Annotated in this window: 18 protein-coding genes; 11 read left to right on the plus strand and 7 right to left on the minus strand. The window is 61.5% G+C overall.

Annotation, left to right across the window (positions count from 1 at the left end; all coding sequences use genetic code 11):
* Window positions 1-1,290 (minus strand): efflux RND transporter periplasmic adaptor subunit, encoded by a 1,290-nt coding sequence (locus tag ACZ9IU_RS12765; protein WP_038543476.1) that lies wholly within the window; start codon window positions 1,288-1,290, stop codon window positions 1-3.
* A gap of 277 nt (window positions 1,291-1,567) precedes the next feature.
* On the opposite strand from ACZ9IU_RS12765, the gene ACZ9IU_RS12770 reads away from it, so the two are divergent.
* The 5 genes from ACZ9IU_RS12770 to ACZ9IU_RS12790 all read left to right on the plus strand — a co-directional run bounded on the left by ACZ9IU_RS12770 (window position 1,568) and on the right by ACZ9IU_RS12790 (window position 7,649).
* Window positions 1,568-4,054 (plus strand): ATP-dependent helicase, encoded by a 2,487-nt coding sequence (locus ACZ9IU_RS12770; protein ID WP_038543478.1) that lies wholly within the window; start codon window positions 1,568-1,570, stop codon window positions 4,052-4,054.
* 15 nt (window positions 4,055-4,069) lie between these two features.
* The gene (locus ACZ9IU_RS12775; RefSeq protein ID WP_038543480.1) at window positions 4,070-4,558 is read left to right on the plus strand and encodes a Panacea domain-containing protein; all 489 of its coding nucleotides are present in this window, start codon (window positions 4,070-4,072) and stop codon (window positions 4,556-4,558) included.
* A gap of 5 nt (window positions 4,559-4,563) precedes the next feature.
* Window positions 4,564-5,313, plus strand: a complete 750-nt coding sequence (locus ACZ9IU_RS12780; RefSeq protein WP_051899737.1) for a hypothetical protein — start codon at window positions 4,564-4,566, stop codon at window positions 5,311-5,313.
* A gap of 112 nt (window positions 5,314-5,425) precedes the next feature.
* Window positions 5,426-6,427, plus strand: a complete 1,002-nt coding sequence (locus tag ACZ9IU_RS12785; protein WP_038543482.1) for a zinc-dependent alcohol dehydrogenase family protein — start codon at window positions 5,426-5,428, stop codon at window positions 6,425-6,427.
* A gap of 76 nt (window positions 6,428-6,503) precedes the next feature.
* A complete protein-coding gene (locus ACZ9IU_RS12790) occupies window positions 6,504-7,649 on the plus strand; it encodes an amidohydrolase (RefSeq protein ID WP_038543484.1) in 1,146 nt (381 codons plus the stop codon).
* 27 nt (window positions 7,650-7,676) lie between these two features.
* Here the strand turns inward: ACZ9IU_RS12790 and ACZ9IU_RS12795 are convergent, their stop codons facing one another.
* The gene (locus tag ACZ9IU_RS12795) at window positions 7,677-9,059 is read right to left on the minus strand and encodes a DUF2778 domain-containing protein (protein ID WP_051899738.1); all 1,383 of its coding nucleotides are present in this window, start codon (window positions 9,057-9,059) and stop codon (window positions 7,677-7,679) included.
* Window positions 9,060-9,381: 322 nt separating this feature from the next.
* Window positions 9,382-10,302 carry a LysR family transcriptional regulator gene (locus ACZ9IU_RS12800; protein ID WP_051899739.1) on the minus strand — a complete coding sequence of 307 codons (921 nt, stop codon included), beginning with the start codon at window positions 10,300-10,302 and terminating at the stop codon, window positions 9,382-9,384.
* 188 nt (window positions 10,303-10,490) lie between these two features.
* On the opposite strand from ACZ9IU_RS12800, the gene ACZ9IU_RS12805 reads away from it, so the two are divergent.
* From ACZ9IU_RS12805 to ACZ9IU_RS12825, 5 genes are all read left to right on the plus strand, one after another.
* Window positions 10,491-10,694 (plus strand): hypothetical protein, encoded by a 204-nt coding sequence (locus ACZ9IU_RS12805; protein ID WP_038543486.1) that lies wholly within the window; start codon window positions 10,491-10,493, stop codon window positions 10,692-10,694.
* A complete protein-coding gene (locus ACZ9IU_RS12810; protein WP_244447516.1) occupies window positions 10,646-11,107 on the plus strand; it encodes a cupin domain-containing protein in 462 nt (153 codons plus the stop codon). Before ACZ9IU_RS12805 ends, ACZ9IU_RS12810 begins: the two co-directional genes overlap by 49 nt.
* 84 nt (window positions 11,108-11,191) lie before the next feature.
* Complete coding sequence (gene pncA / locus ACZ9IU_RS12815; protein ID WP_038543490.1) at window positions 11,192-11,818, plus strand: bifunctional nicotinamidase/pyrazinamidase; 627 nt, start codon at window positions 11,192-11,194, stop codon at window positions 11,816-11,818.
* A gap of 116 nt (window positions 11,819-11,934) precedes the next feature.
* A complete protein-coding gene (locus ACZ9IU_RS12820; protein ID WP_038543493.1) occupies window positions 11,935-12,654 on the plus strand; it encodes an AzlC family ABC transporter permease in 720 nt (239 codons plus the stop codon).
* Window position 12,655: 1 nt separating this feature from the next.
* Window positions 12,656-12,970 carry an AzlD family protein gene (locus tag ACZ9IU_RS12825; RefSeq protein ID WP_038543495.1) on the plus strand — a complete coding sequence of 105 codons (315 nt, stop codon included), beginning with the start codon at window positions 12,656-12,658 and terminating at the stop codon, window positions 12,968-12,970.
* Between the two features lie 15 nt (window positions 12,971-12,985).
* On the opposite strand, the gene ACZ9IU_RS12830 is transcribed toward ACZ9IU_RS12825, so the two are convergent.
* Window positions 12,986-14,818, minus strand: coding sequence for an aminopeptidase P family protein (locus tag ACZ9IU_RS12830; RefSeq protein ID WP_038543497.1), 1,833 nt, complete (start codon window positions 14,816-14,818; stop codon window positions 12,986-12,988).
* A gap of 256 nt (window positions 14,819-15,074) precedes the next feature.
* On the opposite strand from ACZ9IU_RS12830, the gene ACZ9IU_RS12835 reads away from it, so the two are divergent.
* Window positions 15,075-15,248 carry a hypothetical protein gene (locus tag ACZ9IU_RS12835; protein WP_038549294.1) on the plus strand — a complete coding sequence of 58 codons (174 nt, stop codon included), beginning with the start codon at window positions 15,075-15,077 and terminating at the stop codon, window positions 15,246-15,248.
* A gap of 209 nt (window positions 15,249-15,457) precedes the next feature.
* On the opposite strand, the gene ACZ9IU_RS12840 is transcribed toward ACZ9IU_RS12835, so the two are convergent.
* The 3 genes from ACZ9IU_RS12840 to ACZ9IU_RS12850 form a co-directional block, all read right to left on the minus strand.
* Entirely contained in the window at window positions 15,458-16,336 is an 879-nt protein-coding gene (locus ACZ9IU_RS12840) for a 50S ribosomal protein L11 methyltransferase (RefSeq protein ID WP_038543499.1), read from the minus strand.
* A 77-nt stretch (window positions 16,337-16,413) separates the two neighbouring features.
* On the minus strand, window positions 16,414-17,013 hold the full coding sequence (locus ACZ9IU_RS12845) for an SCO family protein (protein ID WP_038543501.1): 600 nt from the start codon (window positions 17,011-17,013) through the stop codon (window positions 16,414-16,416).
* Window positions 17,014-17,133: 120 nt separating this feature from the next.
* The gene (locus ACZ9IU_RS12850) at window positions 17,134-17,289 is read right to left on the minus strand and encodes a hypothetical protein (protein ID WP_157885139.1); all 156 of its coding nucleotides are present in this window, start codon (window positions 17,287-17,289) and stop codon (window positions 17,134-17,136) included.
* Between the last annotated feature and the right edge of the window lie 159 nt (window positions 17,290-17,448).

The following is a 17,448-nucleotide window of genomic DNA, read 5'->3' on the forward strand; positions in this document are numbered from 1 at the left end:
TCATTGGCGCGCCACCTCAGCGGTTTCCGGCGCGCCGAAAACCCGGACCGACGCCCCCTCCCTCACCCGTTGCAGACCTTCGGTCACTATCCTGTCGCCCTCTTGGAGCTCGGCGCCCACGAGCACCGCATCGGGATTGCGCTGAACGACGCGCACCCGGGTCTTGACCGATTTATTGTCCTTGACCTGCCAGACATAGGAACCCTCGCCGTCCCACTGGACGGCGAGCGGATCGACCGCCGGGTAGCTTTCGCCGGCAAAGCGCATGCCGACATTGAAGGCCATGCCGGCGCGCAGAACATCGCCCGGATTTTCGACACGGGCGCGGATGCGCATCGTGCGGCTTGCCGCGTCGATACGGTTGTCGATCGCCTCGACCTTGCCGGAGAAGACCTGGCCCGGACGGGCGATCGAGCTCGCGTCGACTGCCTGGCCCGGCTCGATGGCGACGGCGAAACGCTCCGGCGCCCAGAAATCGACCAAAATAGCCGTGCGGTCGTCGATCGTCACCACATTGGTCTGGGTGGTGACGTTGTCGCCGATATTGACCGCGACGATGCCCGCGATGCCCTCGATCGGCGCGACGATATCGCGGCGCTTCAAGTTGAGTTCGGCCGTGGCGAGCGCAAGCTTGGCAGCCTGTTCGGCGATCTGGGCATTGAGCACGTCGAGGCGCGAGAACGACTGGAGGTTCTTGTAGGAAGCGGATTTTTCCTGGGCGCTCTGCAGCGCGACCTGCGCCTTTTCGCGCTCGATCGTCTGTTCTTCGTCGTCGAGGCGGGCGAGCACCTGGCCCTTGGTGACCTTCTGGCCGGAAACGACCCTGATCTCGTTGATCGTGCCGGAAGACTGCGGCATGACGACGACGGACTGGATCGCCTCGCCGCTGCCGATCGCCGTGAGGCGGTCGTTGACGGTGCCGATCGCCACCGGCTGGGCGACGACGAGCGTGGCGCGGTTGCCACCCTGTCCGCCCTGGCCGCCCTGTCCGCCGGCACCGCGCTGGCCGTTCTGGCCCGCGTTGTTCTGGGCCGCGTTCGCGGCTCCGTTCTGCGAATTTCCCTGTGCTGCGCCCTGGCCTTGCTGGCGCGCCGCCGCATTGCCGTTGGCACCGCCGGCTGCTGTCGTTGCGGGCTGCGGGGCATGTTTCGGGCTTATGGCGGCAATCACTCCACCGGGAACGCCGATCTTTGCAAGCGTGGCTCCTGCACTCGGCACCAGGTAAACCCACAGAGCCAGCGCTCCCGCCAGGACGGCGAGACAGAGCAGAAGCTGTTTCCAAATCCGCATTCAATTCTCCGAAGGAGGCACGAAAAGGCCATATTGCCCAGGAGTATCCTTTTTTGCGGGTGCTCACGCAATGGGTCTTCGGCAACCTTACAAAAATGTAACCTCGCGAAATCTCACGGGTATGTTAGACGGCAAGCATACTTATACTCCTAAAATTGCCGCTTTCGCAGAGCGCAACCGGCAGCCTCTTCACACTTTAGCCTTGCCTTGTGTGGAGACTGGGAATGAAAGCAGAACATTTTCTGGTCTTTCAGGTCCGAATCACTACATTGGCCGCATGACGAACAGTTTCGACGACATTCCGTTCTTCGATGAAGAACCGCAGCACCCGCAGGCGCCGCGCAACACGGCCCCCGCTCCGGCGCAGGCCGCGGGCAATGGCGGCGGCCTCGGCATCGCCGCGCGGGCCATGGCGGCCCGCGACCAGCATCGTGCGCCCGACTATCTCGCAGGCCTTAACCCCGAGCAGCGGCTGGCGGTCGAGACGCTGAATGGACCGGTTCTCGTGCTCGCGGGCGCGGGCACGGGCAAGACGCGGGTGCTGACCACCCGCATCGCCCATATCCTGGCAACCGGCAGTGCCTACCCATCACAAATTCTTGCGGTGACCTTTACCAACAAGGCTGCCCGCGAGATGAAGGAACGCGTCGGCGTTCTGGTCGGCGGCGCCGTCGAGGGCATGCCGTGGATGGGCACTTTCCACTCGATCGGCGTGAAACTGCTGCGCCGCCATGCGGAACTGGCTGGCCTTCGCTCCGACTTCACCATTCTCGACACCGACGACGTGGTGCGGCTGATCAAGCAGTTGATCCAGGCCGAGGGACTGGACGACAAACGCTGGCCGGCAAAACAGTTCGCCGGCATGATCGACACCTGGAAGAACAAGGGCCTTACCCCGCCGGACATTGCCGAGGGCGACGCCCGTGCATTTGCCAACGGAAAGGGCCGCGAGCTCTATGCCGCCTACCAGGCGCGGCTTCGCACGCTGAACGCCTGCGATTTCGGCGATCTTCTGCTGCACCCGATCGCGATCTTCCGCAAGAACCCGGATCTGCTCAAGGAATATCACGGAAAATTCCGCTATATCCTTGTCGACGAGTACCAGGACACCAACACGGCCCAGTATATGTGGCTGCGGCTGCTTGCACAGCGGCCGAAGGACATTCCCCAGAACGTCTGCTGCGTGGGTGACGACGACCAGTCGATCTATGGCTGGCGCGGCGCGGAAGTCGACAACATCCTGCGCTTCGAGAAGGATTTTCCGGGCGCCAAGGTGATCAAGCTGGAGCGCAACTACCGCTCCACCGAGCACATCCTCGGCGCCGCCGGCCATCTGATCGCCCATAACGAGGGCCGCCTCGGCAAGACCCTGTTCACCGACCGCTCCGACCCCGACGACGAGAAGGTGGTGGTGCATGCCGCCTGGGATTCGGAGGAGGAAGCGCGCGCCGTCGGCGAGGAGATCGAGAACCTCCAGCGCGGCAAGCACAAGCTCAACGACATGGCGATCCTGGTGCGCGCCTCGTTCCAGATGCGCGAATTCGAAGACCGGTTCGTAACGTTAGGCCTCAACTACCGCGTCATCGGCGGCCCGCGCTTCTACGAGCGGCTCGAAATCCGCGATGCCATGGCCTATTTCCGCATGGTCTGCCAGCCCTCCGACGACCTCGCCTTCGAGCGGATCATCAACACCCCGAAGCGCGGCCTCGGCGACACGACCGTGCGTTACCTGCACGACTACGCCCGCGCCCGCGACATTCCCATGCTGCAGGCGGCGGCCGACATCATCGAGACCGACGAACTGAAGCCGAAGGCGCGCAAGGCGCTGTTCGACGTCGTCACCGATTTCCGCCGCTGGCAGGGCCTGCTCGAAAACACGTTGCACACCACGCTTGCCGAGCAGATCCTCGACGAGAGCGGCTATACCGCCATGTGGCAGAACGACAAGTCGGCGGAAGCACCGGGACGGCTGGAAAACCTCAAGGAACTCGTGCGTTCCATGGAGGCTTTCGAGAGCATGCGCGGCTTCCTCGAGCACGTCTCGCTGGTCATGGATGCCGAGAACAACGAAAACCTCGATGCCGTGTCGATCATGACGCTGCATTCGGCCAAGGGCCTGGAATTCGACACTGTCTTCCTGCCCGGCTGGGAGGAAGGCCTGTTTCCGCACCAGCGGGCGCTCGACGAGGGCGGCCGCTCGGGGCTGGAAGAAGAACGCCGTCTCGCCTATGTCGGCCTGACGCGCGCAAAGCACCGCTGCCACATCTGGTTCGTCTCGAACCGCCGCATCCACGGCCTGTGGCAATCAACCATGCCGTCGCGTTTCCTCGAAGAACTGCCGGCCGCCCATGTGGACGTCGCGGCGTCAGACAGCAATTACGGCGGATATGGCGGACGCGGCGGCTACGGCCAGTCACGCTTCGACAAGGCCGATCCCTTCGCCAACAATTATTCCACCCCCGGCTGGAAACGCGCCCAGGCCAACAAGACCGACGCCACCCGCGACAACTGGGGCACCCGCTCCGGCCACGCCGTGGAACGCATCGGCTACGGCGAAAGCGGCCCGCGCACGCGGACGATCGACGGGGAACTGGTGGCCAAATCGGTGGCCGACACGCCTTCGCAATTCTCAGTCGGAGATAGGGTCTTTCACGTCAAGTTCGGGAACGGGAACATTTCGGCGATCGAGGGGAACAAGCTGACGATCGAGTTCGACCGGGCTGGAGAGAAGCGGGTTCTTGAGGGGTTTGTGGAGCGGGTGTGACAGAAAGAAATAAAAATGGCCTATGACCCCAGATCCATAGCCAACATAATATTAGATATCGCCGATACTCGAGGTATCAGCTTGTCAAACCTATCCCTGAATAAAATCGTCTATTTTATACATGCTTGGTATCTTGCCAAAACTGGAGAACCTTTAGTTGATGCCAAGATTGAAGCTTGGGACTATGGCCCGGTAATACGGGAAATCTATTCTGAATTTAAACGCTTTGGAGCCTCTGAGATAAAAGGTCGCGCCTCCCGTTTTGATGTGGATAAACTCCAAAAAGTCCTTTGCGAAGATTCTGTTTCCAACGAAGACCTGATATTTATTGAGGATCAGTTTTCTAAATATGGTCATTTCGGAGTTGGAAAGCTGGTTAGCCTATCCCATGAGAAAGGCGGTCCATGGGATGTGGTATACAATCGCTCGGGGCGAGTTAACCCGGGCATGGAAATTTCAAATGAACTTATCCGAGCGTATTTCGGTCAGCAAACGAGGCATTGACAGGAATGATGCAGTTCGAGAAGAAATTGGAGCGTCCTCCCTACGTACATAATTGGGTGAGAAACATTGGCTCTGATCCAGAAAGTACAATCAAGAGGCTTGTTGCCCTGGCGCTGGGGTTCCCAGTAAAGACTTACGGCGCAGCAAACTACATATTAGTAGATAGAATTGTAAGATCGCTCGACCGAGCGACTGCGATGAAAGCGGCACTCACGACCGGTCGAATCAATAGCCGGGATATTGTTGCGGAATACGTCAGCGCATTCTATGAGTACGATGAAATTCGTGGCTACTCTGGAAAGCCCACTTACGATGAAATGGTCGAACCTTTCCGGATTGGTAAAGGGCTCTTCGTTCCAGTCAAGCCACTCGTAAATATCGTGGAGAACGGCAAACTGGTCCCGATATTCTCGGTAGGCTGGGCTACGTTTCCTCTCACTCAATTCCAGATGCGGCTTTTGGCAACGGTACTTGAAGACGCTGTATTTTCTCTGGCTGACTTCAAAATGTCGCCCGGCGAATTTATTTGCTTCCCGAAAGAAGGCAAAAAGCCAGATGCCATTCGGAAACCGCTCGTGTGGAAGCGGGGAGATGTCACTCTGCTTTCGCAGGGCGAGTTGAGGGATTGCCTCGACATGTACCTCGAAGCACTTGAGGCGGCCAAAGCTATTCTGCGTGATATGCCGCAGAAGACTGAACAACCGTCCAAGCGAAACCCCTCTCCTGATCCGGACCAGCTTGGATGGGATTTGTAAACACACCATCAGCGGAGCGTAGAAGTACATTCCGCTGGAGTTGTCTCGTCAGCCTCCCTGTCTCCCACTACGTCAATCACCGGAAATCTTTCGAATTCCAGGGGAGGACACCATGAAAGCCATCGTCACCGCCCCCGGCGGCCTCGACGCCCTGAAACTCGCCAACCTGCCGGATCCGGGCAAACCAGGCCGGGGCGAAATCCGGGTGGCGCTGCATGCGAGTTCGATCAATTTCCATGACCTGAGCGTCGCAAGCGGCCGGCCGCCGACCGATGGGCGGGTGCTGATGGCGGATGGGGCTGGCGTGGTCGAGGAGGTCGGCGACGGGGTGAGCGAGTTCAAGCCGGGCGACCATGTGGCTTCCTGCTTCTTTCCGGACTGGCAGGACGGTCCGCCGCTGCCCGGCGGTTTTTCGCGCACGCCCGGCGATGGGATCGACGGTTTCGCGACTGAATATGCGGTGCGGCCGGCGGCCGCCTTCACGCTTGCTCCGAAAGGGTTCAGCCATGTGGAAGCGGCAACGATCACCACGGCAGGCCTGACCGCCTGGCGGGCGCTTGTCGAGCTCGGCAGGCTGAAGGCCGGCGAGACGGTGCTGGCGCTCGGCACGGGCGGCGTGTCGATCTATGCGCTGCAGATCGCCAAAGCCATGGGCGCGCGGGTGGCGATCACCTCCTCATCGGACGAAAAGCTGGAGCGCGCCGAAAAGCTCGGGGCCGAGTTCACGGTCAACTACAGGGATCATGCCGACTGGGGCAAACAGGTTTTTGACTGGACCGGCGGCCGCGGCGTCGACCATGTGGTGGAAGTCGGCGGTCCCGTAACGCTCGGACAGTCCATCCAGGCGGTGAAGATGGGCGGCCATATCGCCATGATCGGGGTGCTGACCGGCGCGCGCGGCGAAGTGCCGACGGCGGCGCTGATGGGCAAGCAGGCGGTTCTTTCCGGCATCCTGGTCGGCAGCCGCCGGCAGCAGCAGGATTTCGTGCGTGCACTCGATACGGGTCTCATCCGGCCGGTGATCGACCGGGCGTTCCCGCTCGAAAAGCTCGCCGACGCCTTCCGTTACGAGATGAGCGGCAGCCATTTCGGCAAGATCGGCATCGAGTGGTGATACGCCGAGGGCAGAGGTTCTGCTTGCAGGGAGCCCCTGCCCCGGTTACCTCAAACCCGGCAATCAGGGAGCGCCCATGTTTCTCAGCAATCAGGACGTCATCGAGCTCACCGCATGGCGGCGCAAGCTGCATGCCATGCCGGAAATCTCCGGCGAGGAGATCGCGACAGCGGCGGAGGTGCAAGGGGTCCTCGCCGATACGAAACCGGATCGGATCGTGACCGGCCTCGGCGGCACGGGCGTCGCGGTTATCTATGAGAGTGGCCTTCCCGGCCCGTCCGTTCTGTTCCGCGCCGAGCTGGACGCGCTGCCGATCGAGGAGATCGGCACGCCGGACCATCGCTCGCAAATCCCCGGCAAGGGCCATATGTGCGGCCACGACGGTCACATGACCATGCTTGCGGCGCTGGGGCGCCAGTTCGGCCGAGACAGGCCGAAATGCGGCCGCGTCATTCTGCTCTTCCAGCCGGCAGAGGAGACAGGCGCCGGTGCCGCGGCCGTCATCGCCGACGAAAAATTCCAGGAACTGGCGCCGGATTACAGTTTTTCCCTGCACAACATGCCGGGCCTGCCGCTCGGCCATGCCTGGCTGAAGGACGGCATCGTCAACTGCGCCTCGCGTGGTCTGAAGATCGTCCTGTCCGGCCGCACCGCGCATGCCTCCATGCCGGAGACCGGCATCTCGCCGGTGCCGGCTGTGGCAACGCTGATGCCGGCGCTGACGGCCCTCAGCCGAGGCTCGATCGCAACCGGCGACATGGTGCTGGCAACGGTGACGCATGCCTCGGTCGGCGAACCGGCCTTCGGGATTGCGCCCGGCCATGCCGAGGTCTGGGTAACGTTGCGCACCATGACCGATGGCCAGATGCAGGCGTTGACGACCAGGGCCGAGCACTTGGTCCGCGAGGTCGCAGCCGTCGGCGGTCTCGGATACGCGATGGACTATCACGACATCTTCGGCCATTGCGAAAACCATGCGGAAGCTACCGTCCTGCTGCGTGCGGCGATGGAAGCCGAAGGCATCTCGCACGAGCCGGGAGAAACGATGCGCGGCTCGGAGGATTTCGGCCGGTTCGCGACCGTGTCGAAATCGGCGATGTTCTTCCTGGGTGCCGGCGAAAACATGCCGAACCTGCACAATCCGAACTATGATTTTCCCGACGACCTGATCCCGATCGGCACGAAAATCTTTATGCGCGTGGCGAGGGATATTCTCGGCTGAAGTTGGGCCGGAGGAGACGACGCCCGATCAGGCGTCGTTGTTGCCGAACAGCTTGGCCATGAAGCCGCCATTGGTGCCGCGGCCGGGACGCTTGCCGTCCCATTTGGGCACGATCACCATATGGGTGATGTCGCCGCGCTGGAAGGCTTTCAGGAACGCGTTGTAGTCGGCAAAGGCGACGCAGCCATGCGAGTCGCCGCGCACCCGCAGCAGGAAACTGTGGGCGAGCAGGCCGGTGCGGCCCTGCGGCGCCCTGCCGTCGACCGGCGTCAGGCGGATCGCAGCAACGCCGTGGAACGGCGTTTCACGCATCGACAGCTTATAGGTACCGGGCGGCGTCGGGCCACGCATCGTCACATGCGTAAAATTCGGGTTGTCGCGCATTTTGCCGATGCCGGAATGCGCTTCGAGTTTCGAGCCGTTCGGCATATAGACCATGCCGCCGGCGATATCGTAGACGGCAACTTTCGTGCCGATTCCAGGCCAGGCCGGCGCGGATTGCGAGGGACGGGTCGGCTCCTCGCGCATCGGATTGTCGGGTTTGGCAAAGGCGAGCGCGGTCGGCTTGTCGTCGCCGTCAGCCGCCCTGGAGGGCTTTTGCGGCGCGACCGCGGCGATGGCGGCAAGCGCTGCCGGCTTGGCGGGCTTGTCGGCGGTAGATCCCGGGCGGATCACGGGCAGCGGGCCGGCCTTCGGCAGGGCATAGGCAGGCGCCGCCGGGGCGGCCTGTTCGACCACCGCGACTTCGCTTTCGTCGTCGCCGTCCTCGTCTTCCTTCAGAGCGGTTTCTTCAAGCGCCGCCATCTCGACGGGCTTCATGTCCCTGAGCCCGGCAACGGTGGTGACCGTCTCGGCATCCTGGATCATGTCCGGCAAGGTTGATCCGGCACGCGGCGCCACGACGACGAGGTTTTCCATCGCAGGCGCAAGCACGGCGCGGATGGCGTTGGCATCCGGGCGGATCTTTTCGAGAGCGGCAAACTGCTGTTCATGTTCCTGATGCCGTACGGCCTTCGCCATCGCGACATTGAGCGTCTGCTTGATGGCCGAAATATCCGGCTTGCGGGCCTCGAGGGCTGCCACATCGGCGCCAGCCAGACGCTTGCCTTTCGGATCGGCGGGTGCGCTACCGGGCAGGCGGGAGAATTTCGAGACGTCGATTTCGCGCTCGCGCGAAACAGCGGCGGGAGCTGCAAGGGCGATCGGTCTTGTCAGTGCCGTTTCGAACTTGACGTCGGAAGCCGACTTCACCGCGGTCGCCATGGTAACCATCGACGCACCCATCAGGGCTGCGACCGTCAGGCCGAAACCGACCGTGACATTGACCAAGAGAGAGCGGGATTTCTTGCGGCGTTGCGGAACTTTGCCTGCCTGCCTGCCATTCACCGACGTCTGGACCGAACGCGCCATCACTCGTTACCCGAACCGTTACTCACACGGGCAGGCATCGCTTCCGCGAGACTGCCAAAACAACCCCGACGAGCATTGAGCAAGAAGAGAACCTGCTCACCGCCGCCAATCGACTGCATGTGAGGATGAACGATTATGGTAACCAATGTCTTTACGTCGCCCCGATTTGGTTTCGGTGGTGCACATAAAAGCGCATGCCGTCGGAAGTTTAACCGAAATGCGGCAACAGGGTGTCCCCCTCGGCGCGCTTTAAGGCAGGTCAAGCCAACGACCGTTGCTGTTTAGCCACAAAATCTCATTCTTTCAAGGCTTATCACAATTTTTATACCATTTCTCTTTCTGCCCTCCGCCGGCCCTCGGACACATATTCGAGCAACAGGGCCTTGGCGGCGTCCATGACCGCGCGGACGCGAGGTGTATACCGAAGCCTTTCATGGGTGATCAGCCAGATCTCCGCGGCAGGCGGCATCTCGGGTCGGAAACAGTAGATCAGGTCGTCGTCACCGGCCGCCACGAACTCCGAAAACAGCCCAATCCCGAGCCCGCTGCGAATACTCGACAGCGTTGCAGAGACGGTGTTCTGCCGCACCACGATCGCGTTTTCGGGGAAGTTTTTCCGCACCCACAAAACGGCCGGATGATCCTTGATATGCGGGTCGATGGAGATCAGCGAATGCCGGTGAAGTTCGCCGACTTCACGAGGCACGCCGTGGCGGTCGGCATAGGCGCGGCTGCAGTAGAGGCTCCAGATGTCGTCGGTGATCCGCACGCCGACGAGTCCGCCCTCGACCGGACGGGCGGCAGCGCGCAGCGCGATATCGGCGTCCCCTCTTGAAAGATCGAGCCGGCTGTCGGTCGTCACCACGTGCAGGCTGATATTGGGATGCGTCGCCTTGAGCCGGCTGATCAGCAAGGGCAGGAATCGAGCCGCCAATACGTCGTTGGTGGTAAAACGGACGCTCCCGGTAATGTCGCAGGAAACCGCGTCCATTGCATTGGAGAACGCCGTCATGGCATCGCGCACCACCGTCGCCGGGCCGATCAGCGATCGGCCGACATCAGTCAACTCGTAGCCGGTGCGCCTTTTGTCGAAGAGTTCGACGCCGAGATCCTGCTCCAGGCCGGCGATCCGCCGCGACACCGTGCTCTGGCTGACCTTCAACAGGCGCGCAGCCGAAAGCGTCGAGCCGGTCTCGGCTACGGCGAGCAGAAAGCGCAGATCGTCGTAGTTCAATTGGCCCATGGATTGGTTATGCAAAAACGGTGAATGGACGGGCAAAAAAGGTGTTTGCGGTAGTTTCGCCGGCAACCTACACGCCTTTTATCGCCGGCGGAACTGGCCTTGCTGGCCATTCTCCCGGCACTTCCCCGTTCGACGGGTTGCCCCGATCAAAAGATTGCCCTGATCAAAGATTGCCAAGGAGAGAACCCATGCCGAGAGCACTCGTGCCCGCCCATACCAGGATCGTCAACCACTTCAACAAGGAGACCTTCGTCTTCACCGATCCGGTGGAAAGCGAGGCTCTGTCCAAGTTCGACGTCATCCTCGAAAAGGGTGGTTCGGGGGCGGCAATGCGATCGCCCATATCCATCCCAAGGCGGACGAATATTTCCACGTCCACAAGGGCCGGCTGATGATCATGATCGACGGCGTCGAACATTTCGCCGATGTCGGCGAAACCGTCATGGTCCCGCGCGGCAAGGCGCATTTCTTCCGCAATGCCAGCGACGACGAAACCCATGCCACGGTGTCGTTCACGCCCGGCCAGAAGCATCTGCGTTTCTTCATCAACCTCGCTGCGTCGACGGTGCTGACGCCGGAGAATTTCTCGCCGCAGGGGGACGCGAAGCTGCTCGCCATCGCTCTGAAGCTCCACGCCTATCGCGACCATCTCTACCTCGCGGGCCCGCCGATCTGGGTGCAGAAGCTGATGTTCGCCACCCTTGCCCCGATTTCCAGGCTGATGGGCTACCGGCTGATCGTCGCTCCCGACGACGCGCCGCTTGGCCAGGATACGGTGCTCAAGCTCGCGACGGAACTGCGCTGACTGCTGCGCTGCAAAACATATCGGCCTTGATCCTGCCCTTCACCCTTGGCATCCTTCGGCAATCCAGGATTCGGAGGATGACCGATGAAAGCGCTGCTCCTGATCGACATCCAGAACGGTTTTTGCCCGGGCGGCAATCTGCCCGTGGCGCACGGTGACGAGATCGTGCCGGTCGCAAATCAGCTGATAGAAGGCGGCGGTTACGACGTCATCGTCGCCTCGCAGGATTGGCACCCGGAAAACCATGGCAGCTTTGCCTCGCGACATGCGGGTAAGAAGCCGTTCGACATGGGCGAACTGTCCGGCCAGCCGCAGGTCATGTGGCCCGACCATTGCGTGCAGGGCACGCCGGATGCGGAATTCCATCCCGACCTCAACATCGATGCCGTCGACTATATCCAGCAGAAGGGCGAGAACCCTGCCGTCGACAGCTATTCCGCCTTCCGCGACAACGACCAGGCCGCAACAACGGGCCTTGCCGGCTATCTGAGAGCCCAGCAGGTGACCGAACTCGATCTTTGCGGGCTTGCAACCGACTACTGCGTGAAATTTTCCGCTCTTGACGCCGCGGAAATGCTGCCGGGTGTAAAAGTGCGCTTCATCGAGGATGCCAGCCGTGGCATCGATCCGGAAGGAGTAAAGAGCGCCATCGCCGAGATGAGAGCCAAAGGAATCGGCATCGTTTCGAGCAAGGACATCCTTGCGGACTGATCAGCGGCACCGGAGCCGGTGCTCGATAGTTCAGCGGAATCGATCGTTCCATCAGCCCAATTGAATTGCGCGAGGTCCCGCAGGGCTCTAAAGCCGGTGCCAAAAGGATTTATCCAATGAATCGCAGCGAATTCAACCAGGGTGTGAAGGGTGGGCTTATTATCGCCCTCTCCTCGGCGCCCTTCGCGGTGCTGTTCGGCGCCGTGGCCAGCGACAACGGCCTGTCCGTGGTGGAAGCCGGGCTGATGAGCGCGACCGTCTATGCCGGCGCCAGCCAGCTCGTCGGCATCGAGCTTTTCGGCCACCATGTCGCGCCGTGGCTGATCGTGCTCTCCGTCTTCGCCGTCAATTTCCGACATATCCTCTATTCGGCGGCGCTGACCCGATACATTACCCATTTCACGCCGGTCCAGAAATTCTTGACCTTCTTCGTGCTGACCGACCCGCAATTCGCGGAAGCCGTGAAACGCGGCGAAAGCGGCCAGGGCGTCAGCTTCCGATGGTATATCGGCTTCGGCGCTGCGATTTATTTCCCCTGGCTGTTCTTCAGCGTCATCGGCGCGTTTTTCGGGCGGATGATGGGCGATCCGCGTTCGCTTGCGATCGATGTGCTGCTGCCGGTCTATTTCCTTGGGCTGGTCATCGGCTTTCGCAGCAAGCCGGGCTTTTATCCGGTGGTAGTGGCGAGCGCACTCGGTTCCGTGCTCGGCTATCATTTTGTCGGCTCGCCCTGGCATGTCAGCATTGGTGCCGCGGTCGGAGTGGTCGTCGCGGCTTTCTTGCCGCTGTCCACCGATTCCGTGCCGGCGAACGCCGCCGCCGAGATGGAGAGCTGACATGACCGACCTCATCTCCGCGGATATGGCTCTGCTGATATTGGCCGCTGCGGTCGCGACCTTCCTCACCCGCATCGGCGGATATGTGCTGATTACCCGGATGAAGACGATCCCGCCGCGCATGGAGCAGGCTCTCAACGCCGTACCGGCAGCGGTCCTGACCACGCTCGTCGCCCCCGCCTTCTTCAACGGCGGCTGGGACGTCAAGATCGCCATGCTGGCAGCACTTCTGGTCGGCATCCGGCATCCGGGTCTCTTGCTGCTCGGCGCCGGCTGGGCGGCAGCGATGATCTGCCGCCACCTCTTGGGTTTCTGATTAAAGACGCCTGCTTCAGGAAAGCGGCTCCGTCGCCTTCACCAGCCAAGTCTTGACCGCGTCGTCCTCGATCAGCGGCAGTAGCTTTTCGCGCACAGCGGCGTGGTAGCCGTTCAACCAGCCGAGTTCCTCGGCGGTCATCAACTCAGGCAGCACCAAGCGGCAGTCGATCGGGCACCAGGTCAGCGTCTCGAAGGCGAGCATCGGCTGATCGCCGCCCTCGATCTCTTCCGCTCCGGTCACATAAATCAGGTTTTCGATGCGGATGCCGAAGGAGCCGGGACGGTAATAACCGGGCTCGTTCGAAAGGATCATGCCGGGCAGCAGTTCCTGGGTCGCCAGCCGCGAGATCCGCTGCGGCCCCTCATGCACAGAGAGATACGAACCGACGCCATGGCCGGTGCCATGCGCATAGTCGCCGCCGGCCTTCCAGAGCGCGATGCGGGCGAGCGGATCGAGATCGCAGCCGCGCGTGCCCTTCGGGAAACGCGCCGTGCTGATGCCGATCATGCCCTTCAGCACCAGCGTGAAGAAACGCTTGTGCTCTTCCGGAACAGAGCCGACCGCGACCGTGCGGGTGATGTCGGTCGTGCCGTTGACATATTGCGCGCCCGAATCGACCAGGAAAAGCTCGCCGGCTTCAAGCTTGCGGTTTGTCTCGGTCGTCACCCGGTAGTGGATGACCGCGCCGTGTTCGCCGGCGCCGGAGATCGTATCGAAGGAAATGTCCTTCAGCGGGTTCTGCATGTTTTGGCCCACGCGGGCGCGGGTCGCCTCCAGCGCCTTGACCGCATCGATCTCAGTGATCGTGCCGGGCGCCTGGGCGTCGAGCCAGCAGAGATATTCGACCATCGCCGCGCCATCCTGCAGATGGGCCTTGGCTGAGCCGTCGAGCTCCTCGTGGTTCTTGCAGGCGCGCGGCAGTTTTGCCGGATCGGAAGCCTCGACCACCTCGCCGCCGGCGGCCGTGATCGCTTTGGTAAGCGCCAGCGGCGTTAGCTCGGGATCGATCAGGATCTTTGCGCCATCCGCCGAAAAGGCCGCAAGCCGCGCTGGGAATTCCGAAGGCGGGCGCTGCACGCAAATCTGAGCCAGGTAGGCGGCCTGTTCGATGCCGGTCTTGAGCGGGTCGAGAAAAATCTCCGCCTTGCCCTCGGCCGGAATGATGGCGCGCGACAGCGGATAGGGTGTATGCGGCACGTCATCGCCGCGGATGTTGAAGATCCAGGCGACCGAGGTCGGATCGGCGATGACGACAGCGGCAGCACCCTTCTCCTTCACCTGGCTTGCGATCGCCCCAATTTTTTCGCCCGCCAGGGTGCCGGCGTGCTCCTGTTTCTGGATCGACACGGCGCCGAGCGGCTCGGCGGGACGATCGCTCCAGATGGCGTCGAGCGGATTGGCGTCGAGCAGCACCAGCGAACCGCCGATCTCGGCAAGCGCCTTTTCCAGCCGCCGCACTTCCGCGCCCGCATGCAGCCACGGATCGATACCGAGCCGGAAACCTCTTGCGCCGTGGCGCGGCAGCCAGACATGCGGCGGTTCGTTGACGAGATCGCCAGCGGCGAACATCGAGCCGTCCACCTGTTCGGCAAGCTGGGTGACGTAACGTCCATCGACGAAAACGATAGCCTCACGTTGCGTGATGAGCGCCATGCCGGCCGATCCGGTGAAGCCGGTGAGCCATGACAGGCGTTCGGCGGAGGCCGGCACGTATTCGCCCTGGTATTCGTCGGCGCGGGGAATAAGAAAACCGTCAATGCCGAGATCGGCGAATTTCGCCCGGAGCGCGCTGACGCGATCGCGGCCGAACTGCGGGGCGGACTTCACTTCGAAGGACTGGAACATGGGCTTGAGTTTCCGGGCTGCTTGATTCCGAGAGGTTGCGATCATGTTAGCCGATCTTCGGCAGACATTGCCAGCCGAGCCGGAAATGATCGGCGATTGTGCATCTGCTCAATGCGTTTGGCGCCGACATAGCCTTCATATGCAGCAAACGCATACCACCAATGAGAGAATCTCTCTCACTGTGCGGTGCAGCAATCGCTATATTCACTTCATCGAACGGGCGCCGAACAAGGTCCGTATCAAGAGGATCGCTTCCATGGCCAATTCTTTCTTCCGCAATGCCTTCAACCGCATGGTCGAAGCTCGCGAGCGTCAGGTTGCCCGTTACGTCAACGGCGCCCTACTGGGCCTCGACGACGAAACGCTGAAAGGCCTCGGCACCAGCCGCGAAGAACTGCGCCGCAAGGGTGCACAGAATTACGTATTCTAAGCTACGTATTCTGATATTCGGCCGGCGCGGGCTCTCCTCCCTCACCCGCCCCGGCTTTCAGGATACGAGGCCCGCTCGAGCATCTCCCTCCTCAGGCTCGCGGGTAGATCAGTCTCAGAACTGATCGCAAGGCGGCACCACTGGTGTCGCCTTTTTGCTGTCTGCCTCAAAAGCCATGCACAGAATTCAATGCTGCACACGCATACGAATCAATCGTGGCGCAGGTGGATCGTTACCCAGCCATTGCGCCAGATGGTACGGACGTGAGCGAGGTGGACGCCGCTATAGGCGGCCAGCACCTTCCAGCGCTGTGTGGCTAGGATGCCGGAGAGGATCACCGAACCGCCGGGCGCCAGATGGGCCGCGAGCTGCGGCGCCATCTTCATCAGCGGCCGTGCCAGAATGTTGGCGATGATCAGGTCGAACGGCCCTTCCCGATCGAATGCCGGCGAATGAAATCCCGGCGCCGTCTCCAGGCGGATGCCGGTGGCGATGCCGTTGCGGCGGACATTTTCCCGGGCCACCCGAACAGCGACTGGGTCTATGTCGGTCGCGAGCACCGGGATATTGCGCAGCTTGCGCACCGCTATCGCCAGCACGCCGCTTCCGGTTCCGAGGTCGAGCGCGTTACGGACGGTCCTTGCGCGCATCACCTCCTCGATCACTTCGAGACAGCCGGCGGTCGTGCCGTGATGGCCGGTCCCGAAGGCCTGGCCCGCATCGATCTCGATGGCGATATCGTTGACCTTTACTTTGTCGCGGTCATGTGAGCCGTGGACGATGAACCGCCCTGCCCTCACCGGCTTCAGCCCTTCCAGCGACTTGGCGATCCAGTCGATATCCGGGATGACTTCCCTTTGGATTTCGAGAGCGGGAAAGGCTTGGGCGAGGCCGTCCGCGATGCGCTCGCGTACCATCTCCTCGTCACCCGCCAGCATATAGACGGACGCTTCCCAGATGTCCTTTTTCTCGTCCACCTCGGTTGTGGCGATGGCGAAATCCTCTTCGCCGAAGACCTCCGACAGGATATCGAGAATCTCGGCCGCACCTTTTTCGGTGGACGTGACGTAAAGGCGGATTTCGCTCAAGGAAACGGTCTCTCAGCTATTGATCGGTGGCGGAGAGGATTGCCACAGAAGCTGTGTCCGCTTCAACGTCAAACGTATCAGCCCTTGATCAGATTTTCGAGCTTCTTGACCGCGACGTCGGGGTTTTCGCCATAGGCAATGGTGCCGGCGAAGCGCCCGCCATTGTCGAGCAGGAACACCGAGGCCGTATGGTCCATGGTGTAGTCGCCGTTCGGATTCTTCTCGTCGACCGGCACTTTCTTGAAATAGACCTTGAAACCCTTGGCCATCTCCTGGACCTTGGCCGGCGGACCGGAAATGCCCTTCACCCTGTCGGTGACATTGGAAACATACTGGCCGAGCAGTTCCGGACTGTCGCGCTCCGGATCGATGCTGACGAAATAGCCGTTGAGCTTGGTGCCATCCGGATCGACCTTGTGCAGCCAGCCGTTCAGCTCGAACAGCGTCGTCGGGCACACTTCCGGGCAATGGGTGAAGCCGAAGAACAGCGCCGTCGGCTTGTCCTGGAAGGCCTTTTCGGTGATCGGCTGGCCATTCTGGGCGACGAGCTGGAACGGCACGCCGAACGGACCTTCCGCAAGCTGCTGTTTCGAGCCGGTCACCTCCATCGTCAGCCAGACAAGCACGCCGGCAAGCGCCGCGACGGCGACCCAGAGGATGGTGCGAAAGCTTTTCATCGGTATCTCTTCAGCTCAGACCTAATGACGGATCGATAGACCCCAGGCGGCAGCGAAGCAATTCAAGAAGCCGTTTTCGAAAGATATCGCGCTGATTTGTCTCAACGAAACGGCGTCCGGTCAGAAACACCAGGAAAGGCCGGTTTCGCCGAGCGTCAGCAGGATGGAAGAGCCGAACCGGAGCCAGCCGTAAAAGGCGACACCGCCGAACCCGAGCAAGAGCAGGCTTACGGCGGCGATCAGCGGCAGGCGGTATATCTCGATCGTACTGTTCATGACGTTCAATCTACCACTCTTTCCGGCTTTTCAGAAGGTCGCAACATTCGAACAAGTTTAGGGTAAGATTAATACCTGTCTGAGATCTTATAAAGGCGAACGTGGTTTACGATTCGTAGCGGCGAATGGGAGTGAGGATGCAGCACGCATCGCACTAGG

The sequence above is a fragment of the Mesorhizobium sp. USDA 4132 genome (genome assembly GCF_056279545.1).

What these genes read in the sequence shown, in the direction of transcription:
- ACZ9IU_RS12835 (WP_038549294.1), top strand. Translation starts at nt 15,075, where the DNA reads ATGGCCAATTCTTTCTTCCGCAATGCCTTCAACCGCATGGTCGAAGCT.
- ACZ9IU_RS12830 (WP_038543497.1), bottom strand. Translation starts at nt 14,818, where the DNA reads ATGTTCCAGTCCTTCGAAGTGAAGTCCGCCCCGCAGTTCGGCCGCGAT.
- ACZ9IU_RS12765 (WP_038543476.1), bottom strand. Translation starts at nt 1,290, where the DNA reads ATGCGGATTTGGAAACAGCTTCTGCTCTGTCTCGCCGTCCTGGCGGGA.
- ACZ9IU_RS12785 (WP_038543482.1), top strand. Translation starts at nt 5,426, where the DNA reads ATGAAAGCCATCGTCACCGCCCCCGGCGGCCTCGACGCCCTGAAACTC.
- ACZ9IU_RS12775 (WP_038543480.1), top strand. Translation starts at nt 4,070, where the DNA reads ATGGCCTATGACCCCAGATCCATAGCCAACATAATATTAGATATCGCC.
- ACZ9IU_RS12780 (WP_051899737.1), top strand. Translation starts at nt 4,564, where the DNA reads ATGATGCAGTTCGAGAAGAAATTGGAGCGTCCTCCCTACGTACATAAT.
- ACZ9IU_RS12770 (WP_038543478.1), top strand. Translation starts at nt 1,568, where the DNA reads ATGACGAACAGTTTCGACGACATTCCGTTCTTCGATGAAGAACCGCAG.
- ACZ9IU_RS12795 (WP_051899738.1), bottom strand. Translation starts at nt 9,059, where the DNA reads ATGGCGCGTTCGGTCCAGACGTCGGTGAATGGCAGGCAGGCAGGCAAA.
- pncA (WP_038543490.1), top strand. Translation starts at nt 11,192, where the DNA reads ATGAAAGCGCTGCTCCTGATCGACATCCAGAACGGTTTTTGCCCGGGC.
- ACZ9IU_RS12825 (WP_038543495.1), top strand. Translation starts at nt 12,656, where the DNA reads ATGACCGACCTCATCTCCGCGGATATGGCTCTGCTGATATTGGCCGCT.
- ACZ9IU_RS12805 (WP_038543486.1), top strand. Translation starts at nt 10,491, where the DNA reads ATGCCGAGAGCACTCGTGCCCGCCCATACCAGGATCGTCAACCACTTC.
- ACZ9IU_RS12800 (WP_051899739.1), bottom strand. Translation starts at nt 10,302, where the DNA reads ATGGGCCAATTGAACTACGACGATCTGCGCTTTCTGCTCGCCGTAGCC.
- ACZ9IU_RS12850 (WP_157885139.1), bottom strand. Translation starts at nt 17,289, where the DNA reads ATGAACAGTACGATCGAGATATACCGCCTGCCGCTGATCGCCGCCGTA.
- ACZ9IU_RS12820 (WP_038543493.1), top strand. Translation starts at nt 11,935, where the DNA reads ATGAATCGCAGCGAATTCAACCAGGGTGTGAAGGGTGGGCTTATTATC.
- ACZ9IU_RS12845 (WP_038543501.1), bottom strand. Translation starts at nt 17,013, where the DNA reads ATGAAAAGCTTTCGCACCATCCTCTGGGTCGCCGTCGCGGCGCTTGCC.
- ACZ9IU_RS12790 (WP_038543484.1), top strand. Translation starts at nt 6,504, where the DNA reads ATGTTTCTCAGCAATCAGGACGTCATCGAGCTCACCGCATGGCGGCGC.